The organism is Solibacillus sp. iso_87, assembly GCF_056173085.1.
Genome location: NZ_CM149656.1, coordinates 3,112,068 through 3,127,487 on the forward strand (window position 1 = coordinate 3,112,068; position 15,420 = coordinate 3,127,487).

Consider the following 15,420-nt stretch of genomic DNA (forward strand, 5'->3'; position numbering starts at 1 on the left):
CTCAAATCAACTAAGTACACTATCACTTGCCGCATACACTTTCACGCGGTTGCGTCCTTCTTCCTTCGCCGTATATAAAGCGGTATCTGCTTTATGTAATAGCTGATACAGTGTTTCTTCTGTCCAGTCCACTACTTCCGCGACACCAATACTTAACGTAGCTGAAAGATTCCCTGCTTCCGTCATGAGCGGAGCCTGCTCAACGGCAGTTCGGAGTTGGTTGGCTAATATTTCACCTTCTCCTTCATTGAACCCTTTCAGCGCAATGACGAATTCCTCTCCGCCGTAACGCGCGAAGAAATGGCCATCCAGCAATTTTGTTTGACAAGCATTTACGACGTGCACGAGCAACTGGTCGCCAATATGATGCCCGTACGTATCATTCACCCGTTTAAAATGATCGATATCCATTAATAGGACCGTGAATGGCATACTTGTTTCCTTAGCTGCCACAAAATCCTGCTCACTTTGCTGCAGAAATGCGCGGCGATTATAAATCTTAGTCAGCTCATCATAATAAGCCTGCTGCTCCAGTTTTTCCTGTAGCCTTTTGATTTCCGTAATATCTGTAAAAACCAACAACAGTCCTTTGCTGTTTCTCGCTTGTTCCAATGAAGTAATACGGACTTGATAAACCCGCTCCGCATGTTCGGAACATAACCTTACTTCTTGAACGTCCTCAATATCGGCCGTTAATTTGAATGGCAGGGCCTCCCCTGTCTGCTCCTTCCAAAACTTCACAAAGTTTTTGCCGAACATCGACTTATTCAAATTATGTAGCATCACTTTCGATGCTTGATTGAATTCAATAAGCCGGTAAGATTCATCCAATACGATGGCCCCATCATTAATACTATTATAGATTGTATCTTTCGCAATCGGCATAATCCGAAACAGCTGCGATGTGCTGATTGCCCACAAGTATAATAATGAAGAAAGCCATAAAATCATCGGTACCGGATCCACCCCAGGAGGTGTTAATCCATTCAAATAAAGAAAGGCCGTTACTATCGGAACGAGCTGACCGAACATTAACGCGATCAATTGTGGACGATATGTCTTAGCCGTTTCCTTCCAATGGGAAATCAACAGCAAAAATGCGATAAACATGCTGGAAAACGTGTATACACCATGCACCATATACCACATGCCTATCTCCTGATAAACGAAAGGTGCCCCTAAATTCGGGTCTAGTTCAAATACTCGATAATGAAAATGATGCCAGTTATTTGTCGCTACCATTATAATTGTGATAAACGGAATAAGAAGTATGAGCATGCTTCTTCTAACTGTCAACTTAAAGCCTAAATAACTCATGACATATAATAAGCCTAAAGTAGCAGATGTAGGCATCCCGATGTAGAGAATGGTATTCCAGAAACTGATTTGTTCGAGCGTCGTCGATATTAAAGTCATAGCCGAAGCAAAACAGTAAATGCTAATGGCTGCTGTATAGAAAATAAAATAATTTGCGATATTCGTATATTTATGACGTTTACTAAAGGCATAGAGACATAAGTACAAATTCAGTACTCCCGACGTACAAACAAGCGTTATATACATGGTCAATTGCGAACCCATTATTGGTTTACCCTCTCTTAATTAACACTTTTTCCTTATAATGTAGCACATTCTTAAAAATAAATGGATATTTTATTGCAATAAGAATCTTTGATATAATGAAGTAACGAAAAGAATCTTATTATTTTAAGTACAAAAAGTATCATAAACCTATGATACTAAGTCTTATCCCTTTACTTCTTTTCTTATTTAATCCAGAATTACAAGTTAATAGAATGAAAATATTTTTTCGAAATATTAGAAGGGAGTGTTGTTCATGATCCAAAAAACGATAAAGCGGAATAACGTACATATTCGTGGAAAAGGTCAAAAACCATTAATATTCGCTGCTGGATTCGGGTGTGACCAAACGGTATGGAATGATGTTTTTCCTGCTTTTGAAGAGAATTATCAAGTAATTTTATTTGATTATGTCGGGTTTGGAAAATCAGATAGTGCAGCTTTTGACCTTGTGAAATATGGAGAACTGTCCGGTTACGTACAGGATCTATTAGATGTTTGTGAGGCTCTCGATATAAAGGATGCTGTTTTTGTCGGTCACTCGGTTAGTAGTATGATCGGTCTATTGGCTTCTTTATCGAAACCAGAATATTTTTCACAAATGATCATGATCGCTCCATCGCCAAGTTATGTAAATGATCCTCCTGCATATTTTGGTGGTTTTGAAAAGAAAGATTTACTCAATTTAATGGAACTAATGGAAAAAAATTATATCGGTTGGGCAAATGCTTTCTCGATTACATTATTAAATAATACAGCAAACGCAAGTGTCGCAAAAGATTTGGAAGATCGTTTCTGTTCAACAGATCCTTTATTTGCGAATACGTTTGCAAAGGCTTGTTTCTTTACTGATAATCGTAAAGATATTCCGAAAGCTACTGTCCCGTCCCTTATTTTACAATGTTCTGAAGACATTATTGCGCCAAGGGTAGTTGGCGAGTACTTACATGAGAATATGCCAAACAGTACGATTGCCTATATGAACGCAATCGGTCACTGTCCACATATGAGCGACCCAGGGGAAACAATTCAATTGATTAAAAATTATTTATTGGAGCAATCTGTGCCACTTATCGGTGAGGGCGTGGGAAATTTAAATGGATGAACTCATAGAAAACGCTCCGTGCGGATTTATCACTTTATCTTCAGAAGGTAAAATTCTTACTATCAACAAGACATTGCTAAATTTGCTGCACTATCCATCATCTGAGCAACTTATAGGAAAGCATTTTAATGTAGTATTATCTCCTTCCTCTCAGATTTTTTGTCAGCTTTATCTAGTACCAATGATGAAAGTGAAGCAAGCTATAGAGGAAATGTTCCTTACATTACTAACTGTAATGAAAGAAGAAGTTCCTATATTATTAAATGCGTCTAAACAAGGTGGTAATCTAATAATTGGTGTGATATTTCCAATCCATAATCGCAGTGCATTGGAAGACGCGCTCATTAACTCCAGAAAAATGACGGAAGAAGCTTATTTAGAAAAAGAGCAGGCCCTTTTGAAATTGGAAAGAAAAAAACAGGATTTAGAACATGCTAATCAAATCAACACGAAAATCATGCGAGAAACCGAACGTGATTTACAGATTGCCAAAAAAATTCAGGAAACCGCCTTAACGAAAGATATTATCAATGACAATATTCAGATTCTATCTTATTACCATGCGTCCAAAGCTTTATCTGGAGATATTTTTGGATTTTATCAAATAACACCGCAAAAATACGGCATTATTTTATTGGATGTTATGGGACACGGCGTTTCATCTGCTTTAATTACGATGTCACTTCAATCGATGTTCCAGAAGTTAATATCACGGGAAGCAGCACCTGAAAATGTATTGCAGGAGCTGGACCAATACTTGCACGATTTATTTCAAAACAACCATGATGCATGGCATTACTGTACAGCAATCTATTTAAATATTGATATTAGTACACAGACGATTGAATATTTAAATGCTGGTCACCCACCTGCCATCCTACAGGCAGACGATGGTGCACAGCATGAGCTAGGTGCAACCAATCCGCCATTAGGAACATTTGATAACATTCAATTTAAATCAAGAACTTTGCACTATAAACCCGGGACAAGAATCCTTTTGTATACAGATGGCGTTTCGGAAGCATTTGAGTTAAACACATTAAATCATTTGCTTAATGACACGATTTCGAATCCATTAGCAAAAACAAAAGAGACCATTCAAAATGCACTCGAAAACAAAGAAAATATATATAGTAAATACAATCACGATGACCAATGTTTTATACTGGTTGAATTATAAAAAACAGCGGGAGAAGCTTCCCGCTGTTTTTTATTTTCCTACTAAGGCTATGATTCCAGCCCATATCGTTCCCTTTTCATTAAAAAATGAAGGATAATAAAAATACTTATCCGAAGTATTGAGCATATGGAGGTGTTTAATATAAAGAAATTAAGCTTAATATTTAGTTTCATTTTTTTAACTGCTTGTTCAAATGAAACATATTCTATTTATGGAGAAATCTCTTCAATTGGAGAAGATAGCATCAATGTTGGGTGTTCCGATTTAGTCAGAAAATCGAATAACAGTAAAGATGACGTAGGCTATTCTTGTGCTATAAAAATAACCGAGGAAACGATTATTAAAACTCAAGCTGGTGATGTAGCAACATTTAATGAATTAAATATAAATCATATGGTTTCAGTATATTTTGAAGAGCCAATAACAAGTGTAGATTCCGAAAGGCTGACATTTACAGCTAAAGAGATAACGGTATTTGAAGGTAAGGAGTAGAAGGATTATTTTTGGTGTCCTATTGAGGCTTATGAAATGAATGTATGTGATTTGTAGCAAGAAATATAATTCAAAAGAGAGGAAGTCGTTTTGACTCCCTCTCTTTTATAATTTTTTCACATTATCTTTAATTAGATTTTGTACAAAGAGAAACAATTCTGAATCCCCGTCTACAATATACTGATCCATATTTTTTTGACCTTCGATGATTCCGATTATTTTTCTTTCGTAGTCAAATTCTATTCTATAAGTGGTTTCGGTCTCTTTGCTGTATATAATAATATACGAATCAGCATTAAACGCCTGTATGTTAGGAATTAATTTCTTCCTCACTTCCAGGCTATCTAATATTGCACTCAGTTGTTCAAGTTCTTCTGAAGTAAGGTCATGCCAATTCATTCCTTCCGGATATGAAGTTTGAGCACTCTCAATATTTGCTGTATCTAATTCAGTGACCTCACTAAAAGCTATTAGACGCTTACTGTAGAAAACAATTATTAATACCGCAATCACTAATATTAATAGAAACACTATTTTCTTCTTCCGAATCGCTATCCCTCCTCATAAAATATCCTTTTTTTTCCTCTAATTCATTATATCAAAATTATCGACCTAAATTAAATTAACAAGGAAAAGGCACAAATGTTGATTTCCCAACATTTGCGCCTTTAGTGTCTTCCCAAACTTTATAAAGCAGGTCTTTAATATAAAGTTGGAGTTGGAGGAGAACAGTGATAGTTAACAATATCACTTAAATCAATCGAATACTGATTCCATCTTCCACCGAAAAATCTAAAACCATAAACTCTGTATTCACCGACAGCTGTTAAGTAAAACCAAAAATTATCATTATTTTTTAACCACATATACGTGAAACGATATATACAATTTTGAATACCTCTAGAATTTTGACCATAGTGAGGCATTTGTTCCATATTTCGCATCAGGGAAGGTACACTCCTTTTGAAATTAGACATTTAACCAATTTATGCTTAAGGACAAAATTGGGGGAGGATACTCGCCCTGATTAGTTTTTGTATTAGGTTATAGAGAGGTTTCAGGAACAGAAAAAGGAGATGCTCAATCAAATAGGAAGCATCTCCTTTTTCCGTTAATAAGTAGTCACCTTGATTGCTTTTTGAGCAGAGTAAATCCAGCGCTGCCACCAGGACATGTTATCCTGATATTCTTCTTCATCCACAGTGTAGAGGGCATCTTCATTTTTCCAAAGTCGTTCAAAATATCGTTCCATATCCAAGACAAGTGCGCTATCATTTGGAGCGAGGATGCGTACGTTATTTTCCAGATTGTAATTATCCAATGTTCGTTCCGTATAGTTGGAAGAGCCGCTTGAAATGATTGTTTGTTCCGCTGTTTGAATCCAGATGGCTTTTGTATGGTATTGGCCGACTACGGTATTGTACCAGCGAATGTTGATTTGTTCATTTGTATCCTCAAGCAGCTCGTTCACAACCGGTCGATTCGGCAGACCGGACTTTTCCTGGCCAAATGAGTTTTCGTTTGGATCTAGTATCATATTCACTTGCACGCCACGGTTTACTGCATCTGTTAAAGCGTTGACAATGCCGCGCTGGGCAATAAAGTACATGCCAACCCAAATTTTATCTCCCTCTTTTGTCGCCTCCAAATCTTCAAGCAAGGCGTCCAAAACTTTCTTCTCGGTCAAATATTGCACAGCATACTGGCCGTCATCTTGCTGGGTAATCTCAGCCCTCGGCAATTTCGGACCATCCGACATGAGTGACACAGCTTCTTCTGCCTCCAGAATATCGTTTATGACGGGCCCCGTTACTTTCAAAGCAAGATTTCCATGGAAGCCACTTGCATCATGCGGGTTTGATGATGTGATAATCGCTTCCTTTTCCGAAACGGCTGCTTTGCGGTGATTGGCTTTTACGTTGAGCAGTTCCAAATAGGAGGATGCGGTCATTTTTGGAGCTTTGCTTGACACAGCGTTGGCTATCCATCCTTTGTCGTCGTGATCAAACCATTGAAAAAATAATCGGTATAAGCCTGAATAAATCGGCGTGGAATCCCTTAGTGGTTTTAAATCGGTGTAAACAATTTCCACCCCGGCTTCACGCATCTTCTTGAACCAAGGAGTTTCATAGGAACCATAGCCCTTATTTAGCGGATCGGTGATGAAAATAACCGGCATATCAGGATTGTTTTTCTTTTTCTCTACAAGCTTGTCAGAAAGGCTATCTGCGATTGGCGGGAAATCTTCTTTTTCATCAAAATACCCATCCATCAAAAAGAAATCCATCACGACAAACTGTTCAGCTTCATCAATCAATCTATAAACTTCATCAAATATATGATTCTCATGTTTCCGATTCGTTCCATCTTGGTCTTGCGCATAAGTTAAATCCGTAATCATTTTAATACTGTCTGTTCTATGTAAGTCTCCTTCATAGGAAATACCTTTTGGCAACGGTTTATATGTATGCCATAACATTACCCCTATATATAGCAAAATAAAAAGAAGTATAAGAACGCTTATAACTTTTTTTCTGCGACTCCAGCTTTTCCATTTCTTCTGAACCTTTTTCATCGAAATTCCCCCAATACTCTTGTACTTTAAGTTCCCGCGAACAAGCAAAGTTAAACAGCGCTTGCTTGTATGGGGGATGAAATTTTCAGGGAAATGTTAGTGTCTATACTTTCCTTTAATAAGGTAAGTGCATTTTCTATAATAGCGACTATTGTTGAGGAAGGCTCTTAAGTAATCATGTAAAATAGTATTGTAAAGGAGTACTTACTTTAATTGCAAAGAGTATGGCTGCGTGGATATCTTGCTGACGACTTGCATGTCTAGAATCCTTATGATCAGTTTATTTTTAGTAAAACAAAGAACATTAAGTAATGAGAAGTAAGATATCTATTCTCCAACAATATGTTAGCTTTTTTAACCGTAATCTAAGGAGAAGAACTGTTAAGATTAAGGTGATTAATTATTTACTTTATTAAAAAGCACAATTCTTGAAAAGGAATTGTGCCTTCTTCAGCTAAAGGTCCATATTGTTAAATAAGGTAAACAAATGTCTATTGTATTATTATATTTGAAATTAACTCTTATACCATAGCAACGTACCTCTATGGCTATAAAACTAAATTCATTCTTAGAAATTCTATTAAGATTGACATAAAATTAATTCCTTTATTAGTTGTTCGAATACGTACTTTACAGTACCTTGTCTAATCTCTTTAAACCGTGTACTTGCCCAAAGTGACATGGCATGAGGATTTTCATCTTTTAATGCTTTTGCACGAATGGGTTGCGTTAATGTATGGACAGCGGGATAAATTGCCGGTGCAGAACTTTCATACGTAGACATAAAATCATTTTTTAATCCACGCGCAAGTCGTCCTGTAAATGTTCGTGTAAGGATTGTTTCGGAAAATTGATCCGATTGAAGGGCTTGTTTATAAATTGGATTAGCTCCACTTTCATCTGTACAGAGAAAAGCTGTACCAAGTTGTACAGCGTCAGCTCCTGCACATAATGCGAGATGAATATCCTTTCCATTCATCATTCCACCAGCAGCTATAATAGGAATTCGAATTTCCTTACGAATGGTATAGATTAAATTAAGCAATGATACATAAGAAGGTTCATCCACATTTGGAAATGTTCCACGATGTCCACCAGCTTCCACACCCTGTAAACAAATCGCATCGGCTCCATTTTTTACTGCAATTTTAGCCTCTGACAATTTCGTCACTGTAACAATGACCTGACTGCCAGTCCTCTTTAATTGCTCGATAATTCCTTTCGATGGACAACCGAATGTAAAAGAAACATAAGGTACTTTATATTTCATTACTAACTCAAGCTTTTCCGCCCAAAAATCATCATGCGATTCTTGAATCGTCAATTTTATTTGAAAGTCTTCTTCCAGGCGATGCTGATATAAATATAAAGCCTCATCTATGGTATCGTTTTGCGGTACAAACAAATTAACACCAAATGGTAAAGCCGATGAATTACATTCTAAAATCTCTTGCTCGAAAACTTCTGGGGTTTTATAGCCAGCTGCTAAAAAACCTAATCCACCATTATGTGAGACTGCAAGCGCTAACTCAACAGTAGATACTCCCCCTGCCATTGGCGCTTGAATGATTGGATATTTTAAACCGTTAAACATGTAAGCTCCACTTCCTTTCACAGATTGAATAGATGACAACTAATAAACTTGCTATTAGCACTGCAACACTCGCAAATATAAAAGCGACACTAAAATGTAAACCATCTAATAGAATGCCCGCAATAGCAGGTCCTATAATTTGTCCTAATGCATATAATGCAGTTAATATGCCAATTGCGGATACATTTATTTGTTTGACAATTTCATTGGTTAAAGCCGTAATGCCCATAAACGTAAAGCCAAATAAAACAGCGCTTAAAAAGAAACTCCAATTCGTTATACTAAGTGCAGGCAAAGCAATTCCAATTGCTTGTAATACAAGGGCTAATGTTAACATACTTGCATTACCAAACTTTTCAGCTAATCGAATGAATAGCATACAGGACGGAATTGCTGCAACCCCTACAATAAGCCAAATAAGCGAACTATCGAATTGTAAAGTTGGTGTACTTTTAGCAACATTCACAATAAAAGTACCTGTAATAATATAGCCTAACCCCTCTAAAAAATAAGCAAAATAGAGCCAATACAGAATGACTGTATTTTTTCCTTTAGTTTTTGGCTGTACAGGCATAATTGGAACATCTCGAATCAGGTAAAGTCCAATGATCCCTATAATCAAACTCGTAACCGCAAGCAAAACCCAAAGTCCTTCCATATCTAAACGTGGCGAAAATAACAAAATTACTATGCTTGACCCGACAATACCAACACCGACCCCACTATATAAATAACCAGCAAAATGATTTTTTTGAATCGTTTGGATGTAAGTTAATATCATTTGTGTTATGAAAATAAAGATGACAGCACTTGATACACCAGACACAAATCGTGCTATAAAAATCACCCATATATTATCCAACATTCCTAAAACTAATAGTGAAAGTATACTAATCAAAATCATTGCCAATAAAGTGAATCGCATTTTTTTAAACACAACAAAGGTACAAAGTAGAGAGCCAACAAAATAGCCCAAGTAATTACTTAATGCTATAAACCCTGCTGTACTATTCGATAAATTTAATTCAGCTTGCATAAATGGTAAGAGTGGCGTATACGAAAACCTCCCAATCCCCATTGCTACCGCTAATAAAAGAACGCCTCCCAAAATAACCTTCATGTAAATCCCCCTGAAACTATCGTACCAATATTTAGCTATAAATAAAAATTCAAATAATATATAATAGATATTAATAAAATCAATACCAAGGAGGGCATTATGGATATTGAGGCATTAAAAGCATTCCGCTATATCGTAGAACTCGGGACTATTTCACAAGCAGCAGAGAAACTAAATTATTCCCAATCAAACTTGACTACAAAACTAGCAAAACTCGAAGATCAGCTTCAGACGAAATTATTACATCGTCATAATAGAGGTTGTGAAGTAACGGCAAAAGGAAAAGATTTATACGAGCATGCACTCCAAATTTTTATGTTGATGGAAAAAGCAGAAAATGCAATGCAAGACGACCATTCGCCAAAAGGTACCTTACAAATCGGTTCGATTGAAACTACAGCAGCGATCTATTTACCTAAAGTCTTAATGGATTATCATGATAATTATCCAAATGTGTCATTAAATGTACGGACACAACCAACAGCTATGTTAATAGAGCAAGTACTGCAGTATCAACTAGATGGGGCTTTTATTTCTGGACCATTAGAGCATAGTTTACTTGGTAAGCAATTGCTTGTGAATGAGGAACTTGTTTTCATTTATGCACGGGGAAAAGATCCTGTGTTAGAGAATACAACCATTTTAGTTTTTCGTTCCGGCTGTTCATACCGATTTCAAATGGAAAAATACTTACGTGAACATCATATTAAAACGTATCAAGTAATGGAAATGGGGTCTCTTGAAGCCATTCTAGGTTGTGTACAAGCAGGGCTAGGGGTAACATTATTACCAAAATCAGTCTTTGAACGATATTCACGCTATTTTGATTTAAATTTAAAAGAAACTGCCGAACATTACAAAAAAGTTCCTACAGAGTTTATTTATAGAAAAGATAATCCATCTGTTGCATTACGTTATTTTGTAAATAGTCTAGCAGTAAAGAATGCAAAATTTGTGTCTTTCTAAACTTATATTTAGGAACGTCTTTAGTTGAAAACGATCTTCAACAATAGGGCGCTTTTCTTGAATAAGAATTTAAAGACTTATTGATAAATTCTTAAAAGACTTTTGAATCAATTTGGTTGAACCGTATCATGCGATCTATAAAAAGAACGAAGGAATCCTGTTAGTTTCCTTCGTTTTCTAGTTTTCCTATAAACTTTTGAAGTGCTGTTTTTGCTTCAGGCGAGTTTAAGTTAAATTGAAATTCATCTTTTAATGATGAGATAGGTCCATTTAAAGATATAGTACTCGCTAAGTTCTTTAGATCTAAATTTTGAATAGTGTCATCGTTAACTTCTCCAAACGCTGCGGCTATATGAATCTCATTATTTTCAGATTGAACTAGTGCCATATTTCCTTGAGATTGATTGTAATCGAGTTGAGTAAGTAAGTATTCTTTTACAATACTTAAAATATCATCTTCATTTAATTTAAAATAATTATGCTTCAAGTTGTAACACTACCTTCGTAAACTCTTTAAAGTCATTAATATGCTTTTCTAAAATTGCTTCTAAAATTTCAAGTTCTAGTGCTTGGTAGTCATGAACGGCAATATTACGAAAACCTACCATATTCATAAGTGTTTTCGCTAAATGCTCCTCTAATAAACCTGCTTCTTTCAGTAATTTAAATCCTTCACGGCTAGCTTTTGGGACGCCAAGTTTTCTTTCACTTACGACATGCATTGCTAAATCAATACTTGCTTCACATGCACGTTGAATATTTAAAATGATACTGTCCTGCTTTGTAAAATCTTTTAGATTCTCAGCATTTCCTTCATACACTTCATGAATACGATTGACACAACGCTCAATTGTAGTTGTTTTATTTAAAATGACATCATTCATCGCCAAAAACACTTCCTCGTTCTTTAATACTTTCTATTACGCCTGCACGTTGTTCATTTAATGTTGCGTACATACTATATGCTCGCATTTTTTGACGTGTAAATTCATTTTCATCTTGAATATATATAGGTATTCCTTGTGAAAATATTTGTATAGTAAACACTGTATCAAGTTGCTTAAGATCAACTAAATCTACTTCTCGTCCAGCCATCTCGGCGAGTTCGCCTGTGAGCAAAAAACGTTCGTACGATGATAACAGCTCTTTGCTGAAATATGCTAAGTCGATATCGCTATCATCACGATTTGTTCCCTTTGCAAATGAACCGAACAATATAATGAAATCTGGATTTATTTTAGTTTGAATTAAATTAATTAGCTGATTTTCAATGTCTTTTTCCAGCATGTTATCACCTCCATTCTATTATTATAAACGTAGACGAAAAAAGCCGTACTTATACTTATTACGGAGAACCGTATCATAAGTAAATGAGGTTGTGAAAAAAGCTTAAAGAACTCGAATTATTCATGTTCTCTAAGCTCTTTTTTTATATGCTAACGGTAAGATTTAATGGTTGCAAAATTGTTTCTGCGACATCTTCTTTTGAAATTTTTTTGGAAGCATATTGCTGCACTTCATTATCCCCTACACATACACTATATATTGCTTTTTCGAATAAACATTGGTCATTGCTATCATTTCCAAAAGCAATAAACTCATCATGGATGTTTAATTTTTCAAGACCCATTACTTTATTAATACCTAATGGACTGATATCAATCGCATTTTCTTGTTTGTAAGTTGTTATCATAACAGGTAATTGTTCAAGCTGAGTGATTACTTGTTGTGCAGGATTAAATATAACTAATTTGCAGATTTTCTCAAGCTCTGTAATAGCTAAATTTTTAGCGGAAGTTTGGTTAATATTTTTATAAATAGGATGTTCAAAGCTACCAGTGAATGCATAATCCCATTCGCCATCAGCTAAATAAGTAAGTTGGTATGTATGGATCATTTCTTGTAGCTGCTCTCTTAAGTCAGAATCAATGTATGTGGAGCTAACTTGACCGTTTACTGAAGTAAAACAACCGTTACCGCCAACTAATTTCCCCTTTCTAAATTGGGCTGGAATAACGGAAACTAAATCACGGATTGGTCGTGCAGATGCAAAAATAATTTCATGCCCCGCATCGGAAAGTCTGGTTAGAGCATCTATTATTGATGGATGAATCGTTTTTCCATCAAAGCAAAGTGTCCCATCAATATCAAAAACAAAGTTCATTCGAATCGCCTCCTGTAAATAGTATAATAAGAAGAAATGGCTGCTGAAAAGACTTTCTGGCAAAAGGAGTATAGATTTGAAAAAAATATGGCTTATTCCTATTAGTTTAATAATAATGTTTATGATGTTTACGATATATCAACAAAATCAATTAATTAAAGATTATCGCAGTTTACTCTATTTTGAAATGAGTAGAATAAATGTTCCGGTAGAACGTATTCTTGCTTTTCATCAGGAAGCCGATAGCTATGATGATGAAGAACGTACCGATAAACTTGAGCGTTTAGACGAAACGTTTACAGATTTTTTCAATTTTACTGGGAGTGGTTTGCAATTAGAGCCTCAAATACGTGCAGAGTATTTTGTACCTTATAATGACGCTAAATTAGCTTATTTTCATCTTATTAGAAATTATATAGCTGCATCCACGACTGAAGATCGTGAACAAGCTTACATAAATTTAAAGAGACGATACGATCAATATAATGAATTCCTTAAAACTTCTGAAGAGAAATTAGTTGAGCCTTTTGAGTGAGTAATTCTCAAGGAGGCATAATGTTCGAATAAAAAAACGATAAACGCTGCTACAACAACGTTTACCGTTTTTTTCCCCCACCTTTAATTTGGGAACGTTATTTTGTATGTATTTGTATAACTCAACGAATACAAAGTTATTTTGAAGTGGGTGTTTCTTTAAACCGTTTAAGCAAAAATAAAATTAAGTTGTAGAAAACTAATGTAAAAAGGAACAAAAAAAGATTATCTCCCCACTGAATCCCGTTATCATAATACATATCTAATATAGTCATACCTATAAACAAAAGACTCGGAAATACAAGAGCACGTATATATTTATTTGTAAAGATGTCCTTCCCCCCCTCTCCGATATACATTGAAACATAGCCCACCTTCACATTATCGGCATAAATTGCAAAGGGGCATGAACCATTATAAAACACCCATGCTTCAGCTAAAAACAATGCTACTGGGTCTACAAAATCAACATTGCTATCAGTTGTTCTCAACTTAAACATTCTTCATAATAGTCCTCGTTAATTTTTCTTAACTCCACCAAAGAAATATCACCTTCCAAATATAGTTGTATTGCATGTTTGGAAACTTTAATTCTCTTATCGTTTTCAATGTCTAATTTTTAAAATTCAGACATTCCGAACATAAGAGATACCCCACAGGAAACCCGATTAAAACAATCGCTGATGCTTTTCTCCAAAAACCGCTTTCGCTATACTAAGAAGCTAGTGCTGAAGCTAAATATTCAATATAAATTTAATTATCTGGAACTTGACAGAGAATTAACTAAGTATTAATATTTTATATTATAAATAGAGTTTTATCCTTAGTTTGGTAGTCAATATTTTGGACGTTGATTATCCATCCAAAAAGGAATTAGAATAATAATTTTAAATAATAGGTAGACATTTTAAAAAACCTAGATTAGGTTAGTTAAAAGTAAACCGACAATTTTAAAAGTAAATGGTTTGATATTTGAAACCATTATTTTTTGATTGTCGGTTTTTTTATTTTTAGAAATGAAAGGACTTGTTAAAAATGGTGCAGAGAAATAATATTTAGATGTGCCATATGGGAGAAACTAGAGGTAACACAGACTATAAAATAAATGTATAACGATTAATTGTGGAATGGAAGGGATGGAAGTCATGATGGATAAAACAAAAGGTGCTCTTGAAGCCGAAATCAGTAAAATGTTAACAAATTGGGAGAAAAGTTATCTAGGGCGCGGTTCCGTATCGGTTAAATCAGATATCTTGCGAGATATGGTGGTTGTTGTGTTAGGGGGGGTCTTAACACCTGCTGAATATGCAGTATGCCAAGATAAAGAGGGCCTATTATCAGTTAAAAAAATGCGAAATAGCTTGGTGGAATCTGGTGTGGTAGAAATAAAAGAAGCAATACTAACCATAACAGGTATGGAAGTAGTGAGTTTTTATAGTGATCTGAGCACAATAACTGGGGAACGCATTATGGTCTTTAAGCTTTCAGGGGATCTGCAAAGTAAATTATGATGTAACAATTGAATGGAGTCATTTCTCTAGAATCGTTTCAAGAAGTTAACGTAGTAGTGAATTAATAGTCTTCTAGGGAAAGAAAAGATTTATATTCCTAATTATAATAGCGGAAAAAGGAGGTTTAAGTTGATATGGATAAGAGTAAGACACCAGTACCTCACTTAGATACAAAACTAAAAAACCACCTTGAAATTTACGATAAGGAAATCCATCTAAATATAAAGGAAACGATAGCTAAAAATAAGGAAATAATAGAGAAAAACCGTGAAATTCTATCCCTTAAATTTGCTAACGATTTAAAAAAAATAACAGAATGAGTTTTCTTTCTTCCTCAACAATCGGGCGCGATTCTTCATTAAGAAGATCGCGTTTTTTCGTTATAGGGCCATATTATTGAATAACATTTTCCATGAGGTAGCGTCAGAAAAGATGCAGATTTACTGTGGCTTTGAAATAAAGTTGAACTGTTTATAAAAAAGTCGTACCGTTTTGAAAAAAGTTTAACCATTTATAAAAAATATGAACCGGAATTTCCTATCTCTATAAAGGAAAGGATTTCGGCTTTTCTTGTGGATTAAGAACCTGTTAAGTGATA

The 15,420-nt window shown here is 35.2% G+C and carries 18 protein-coding genes; 7 read left to right on the plus strand and 11 right to left on the minus strand.

Annotation, left to right across the window (positions count from 1 at the left end):
* Positions 1-6: 6 nt before the first annotated feature.
* Complete coding sequence (locus tag AC0VXV_RS15955) at positions 7-1,581, minus strand: histidine kinase N-terminal 7TM domain-containing diguanylate cyclase (RefSeq protein WP_475529166.1); 1,575 nt, start codon at positions 1,579-1,581, stop codon at positions 7-9.
* 256 nt (positions 1,582-1,837) lie between these two features.
* On the opposite strand from AC0VXV_RS15955, the gene AC0VXV_RS15960 reads away from it, so the two are divergent.
* From AC0VXV_RS15960 to AC0VXV_RS15970, 3 genes are all read left to right on the plus strand, one after another.
* The gene (locus AC0VXV_RS15960; RefSeq protein WP_475529168.1) at positions 1,838-2,686 is read left to right on the plus strand and encodes an alpha/beta fold hydrolase; all 849 of its coding nucleotides are present in this window, start codon (positions 1,838-1,840) and stop codon (positions 2,684-2,686) included.
* Positions 2,679-3,866: a PP2C family protein-serine/threonine phosphatase gene (locus AC0VXV_RS15965; protein WP_475529170.1), complete on the plus strand. Its 1,188-nt coding sequence runs from the start codon at positions 2,679-2,681 to the stop codon at positions 3,864-3,866. The genes AC0VXV_RS15960 and AC0VXV_RS15965 overlap by 8 nt, the downstream gene beginning before the upstream one ends.
* 126 nt (positions 3,867-3,992) lie before the next feature.
* Positions 3,993-4,358 (plus strand): hypothetical protein, encoded by a 366-nt coding sequence (locus AC0VXV_RS15970; protein WP_475529171.1) that lies wholly within the window; start codon positions 3,993-3,995, stop codon positions 4,356-4,358.
* 105 nt (positions 4,359-4,463) lie between these two features.
* Here the strand turns inward: AC0VXV_RS15970 and AC0VXV_RS15975 are convergent, their stop codons facing one another.
* From AC0VXV_RS15975 to AC0VXV_RS15995, 5 genes are all read right to left on the minus strand, one after another.
* Positions 4,464-4,889, minus strand: coding sequence for a hypothetical protein (locus tag AC0VXV_RS15975; protein ID WP_475529172.1), 426 nt, complete (start codon positions 4,887-4,889; stop codon positions 4,464-4,466).
* Between the two features lie 170 nt (positions 4,890-5,059).
* The gene (locus AC0VXV_RS15980; protein ID WP_475529173.1) at positions 5,060-5,302 is read right to left on the minus strand and encodes a hypothetical protein; all 243 of its coding nucleotides are present in this window, start codon (positions 5,300-5,302) and stop codon (positions 5,060-5,062) included.
* A gap of 167 nt (positions 5,303-5,469) precedes the next feature.
* Positions 5,470-6,933, minus strand: coding sequence for a phospholipase D family protein (locus AC0VXV_RS15985; protein WP_475529174.1), 1,464 nt, complete (start codon positions 6,931-6,933; stop codon positions 5,470-5,472).
* A gap of 580 nt (positions 6,934-7,513) precedes the next feature.
* Positions 7,514-8,527: an NAD(P)H-dependent flavin oxidoreductase gene (locus AC0VXV_RS15990; protein WP_475529176.1), complete on the minus strand. Its 1,014-nt coding sequence runs from the start codon at positions 8,525-8,527 to the stop codon at positions 7,514-7,516.
* A complete protein-coding gene (locus tag AC0VXV_RS15995) occupies positions 8,520-9,647 on the minus strand; it encodes a YbfB/YjiJ family MFS transporter (protein WP_475529178.1) in 1,128 nt (375 codons plus the stop codon). Before AC0VXV_RS15995 ends, AC0VXV_RS15990 begins: the two co-directional genes overlap by 8 nt.
* Before the next feature lie 99 nt (positions 9,648-9,746).
* Here AC0VXV_RS15995 and AC0VXV_RS16000 point away from each other — a divergent pair, with 99 nt between their 5' ends.
* The gene (locus tag AC0VXV_RS16000) at positions 9,747-10,613 is read left to right on the plus strand and encodes a LysR family transcriptional regulator (RefSeq protein WP_475529179.1); all 867 of its coding nucleotides are present in this window, start codon (positions 9,747-9,749) and stop codon (positions 10,611-10,613) included.
* A 160-nt stretch (positions 10,614-10,773) separates the two neighbouring features.
* Here the strand turns inward: AC0VXV_RS16000 and AC0VXV_RS16005 are convergent, their stop codons facing one another.
* The 4 genes from AC0VXV_RS16005 to AC0VXV_RS16020 all read right to left on the minus strand — a co-directional run bounded on the left by AC0VXV_RS16005 (position 10,774) and on the right by AC0VXV_RS16020 (position 12,777).
* Entirely contained in the window at positions 10,774-11,100 is a 327-nt protein-coding gene (locus AC0VXV_RS16005; protein ID WP_475529181.1) for a hypothetical protein, read from the minus strand.
* Positions 11,090-11,497: a type VII toxin-antitoxin system HepT family RNase toxin gene (hepT, locus tag AC0VXV_RS16010; protein WP_475531479.1), complete on the minus strand. Its 408-nt coding sequence runs from the start codon at positions 11,495-11,497 to the stop codon at positions 11,090-11,092. Before hepT ends, AC0VXV_RS16005 begins: the two co-directional genes overlap by 11 nt.
* Complete coding sequence (mntA, locus tag AC0VXV_RS16015; RefSeq protein WP_475529183.1) at positions 11,490-11,900, minus strand: type VII toxin-antitoxin system MntA family adenylyltransferase antitoxin; 411 nt, start codon at positions 11,898-11,900, stop codon at positions 11,490-11,492. The genes hepT and mntA overlap by 8 nt, the downstream gene beginning before the upstream one ends.
* Before the next feature lie 142 nt (positions 11,901-12,042).
* Entirely contained in the window at positions 12,043-12,777 is a 735-nt protein-coding gene (locus tag AC0VXV_RS16020) for an HAD-IIB family hydrolase (protein WP_475529185.1), read from the minus strand.
* Between the two features lie 76 nt (positions 12,778-12,853).
* Between AC0VXV_RS16020 and AC0VXV_RS16025 the strand changes: the two genes are divergently transcribed.
* On the plus strand, positions 12,854-13,312 hold the full coding sequence (locus tag AC0VXV_RS16025; protein WP_475529187.1) for a hypothetical protein: 459 nt from the start codon (positions 12,854-12,856) through the stop codon (positions 13,310-13,312).
* Between the two features lie 136 nt (positions 13,313-13,448).
* On the opposite strand, the gene AC0VXV_RS16030 is transcribed toward AC0VXV_RS16025, so the two are convergent.
* Complete coding sequence (locus tag AC0VXV_RS16030) at positions 13,449-13,802, minus strand: hypothetical protein (protein WP_475529189.1); 354 nt, start codon at positions 13,800-13,802, stop codon at positions 13,449-13,451.
* 657 nt (positions 13,803-14,459) lie between these two features.
* Here AC0VXV_RS16030 and AC0VXV_RS16035 point away from each other — a divergent pair.
* Positions 14,460-14,822, plus strand: coding sequence for a Na-translocating system protein MpsC family protein (locus AC0VXV_RS16035; protein ID WP_475531480.1), 363 nt, complete (start codon positions 14,460-14,462; stop codon positions 14,820-14,822).
* 134 nt (positions 14,823-14,956) lie between these two features.
* Positions 14,957-15,142, plus strand: a complete 186-nt coding sequence (locus tag AC0VXV_RS16040; RefSeq protein WP_475529191.1) for a multidrug transporter — start codon at positions 14,957-14,959, stop codon at positions 15,140-15,142.
* The last annotated feature ends 278 nt before the right edge of the window (positions 15,143-15,420 follow it).

What these genes read in the sequence shown, in the direction of transcription:
- AC0VXV_RS15955 (WP_475529166.1), bottom strand. Translation starts at nt 1,581, where the DNA reads ATGGGTTCGCAATTGACCATGTATATAACGCTTGTTTGTACGTCGGGA.
- AC0VXV_RS15960 (WP_475529168.1), top strand. Translation starts at nt 1,838, where the DNA reads ATGATCCAAAAAACGATAAAGCGGAATAACGTACATATTCGTGGAAAA.
- AC0VXV_RS15965 (WP_475529170.1), top strand. Translation starts at nt 2,679, where the DNA reads ATGGATGAACTCATAGAAAACGCTCCGTGCGGATTTATCACTTTATCT.
- AC0VXV_RS15970 (WP_475529171.1), top strand. Translation starts at nt 3,993, where the DNA reads ATGGAGGTGTTTAATATAAAGAAATTAAGCTTAATATTTAGTTTCATT.
- AC0VXV_RS15980 (WP_475529173.1), bottom strand. Translation starts at nt 5,302, where the DNA reads ATGCGAAATATGGAACAAATGCCTCACTATGGTCAAAATTCTAGAGGT.
- AC0VXV_RS15985 (WP_475529174.1), bottom strand. Translation starts at nt 6,933, where the DNA reads ATGAAAAAGGTTCAGAAGAAATGGAAAAGCTGGAGTCGCAGAAAAAAA.
- AC0VXV_RS15990 (WP_475529176.1), bottom strand. Translation starts at nt 8,527, where the DNA reads ATGTTTAACGGTTTAAAATATCCAATCATTCAAGCGCCAATGGCAGGG.
- AC0VXV_RS15995 (WP_475529178.1), bottom strand. Translation starts at nt 9,647, where the DNA reads ATGAAGGTTATTTTGGGAGGCGTTCTTTTATTAGCGGTAGCAATGGGG.
- AC0VXV_RS16000 (WP_475529179.1), top strand. Translation starts at nt 9,747, where the DNA reads ATGGATATTGAGGCATTAAAAGCATTCCGCTATATCGTAGAACTCGGG.
- hepT (WP_475531479.1), bottom strand. Translation starts at nt 11,497, where the DNA reads ATGAATGATGTCATTTTAAATAAAACAACTACAATTGAGCGTTGTGTC.
- mntA (WP_475529183.1), bottom strand. Translation starts at nt 11,900, where the DNA reads ATGCTGGAAAAAGACATTGAAAATCAGCTAATTAATTTAATTCAAACT.
- AC0VXV_RS16020 (WP_475529185.1), bottom strand. Translation starts at nt 12,777, where the DNA reads ATGAACTTTGTTTTTGATATTGATGGGACACTTTGCTTTGATGGAAAA.
- AC0VXV_RS16035 (WP_475531480.1), top strand. Translation starts at nt 14,460, where the DNA reads ATGGATAAAACAAAAGGTGCTCTTGAAGCCGAAATCAGTAAAATGTTA.
- AC0VXV_RS16040 (WP_475529191.1), top strand. Translation starts at nt 14,957, where the DNA reads ATGGATAAGAGTAAGACACCAGTACCTCACTTAGATACAAAACTAAAA.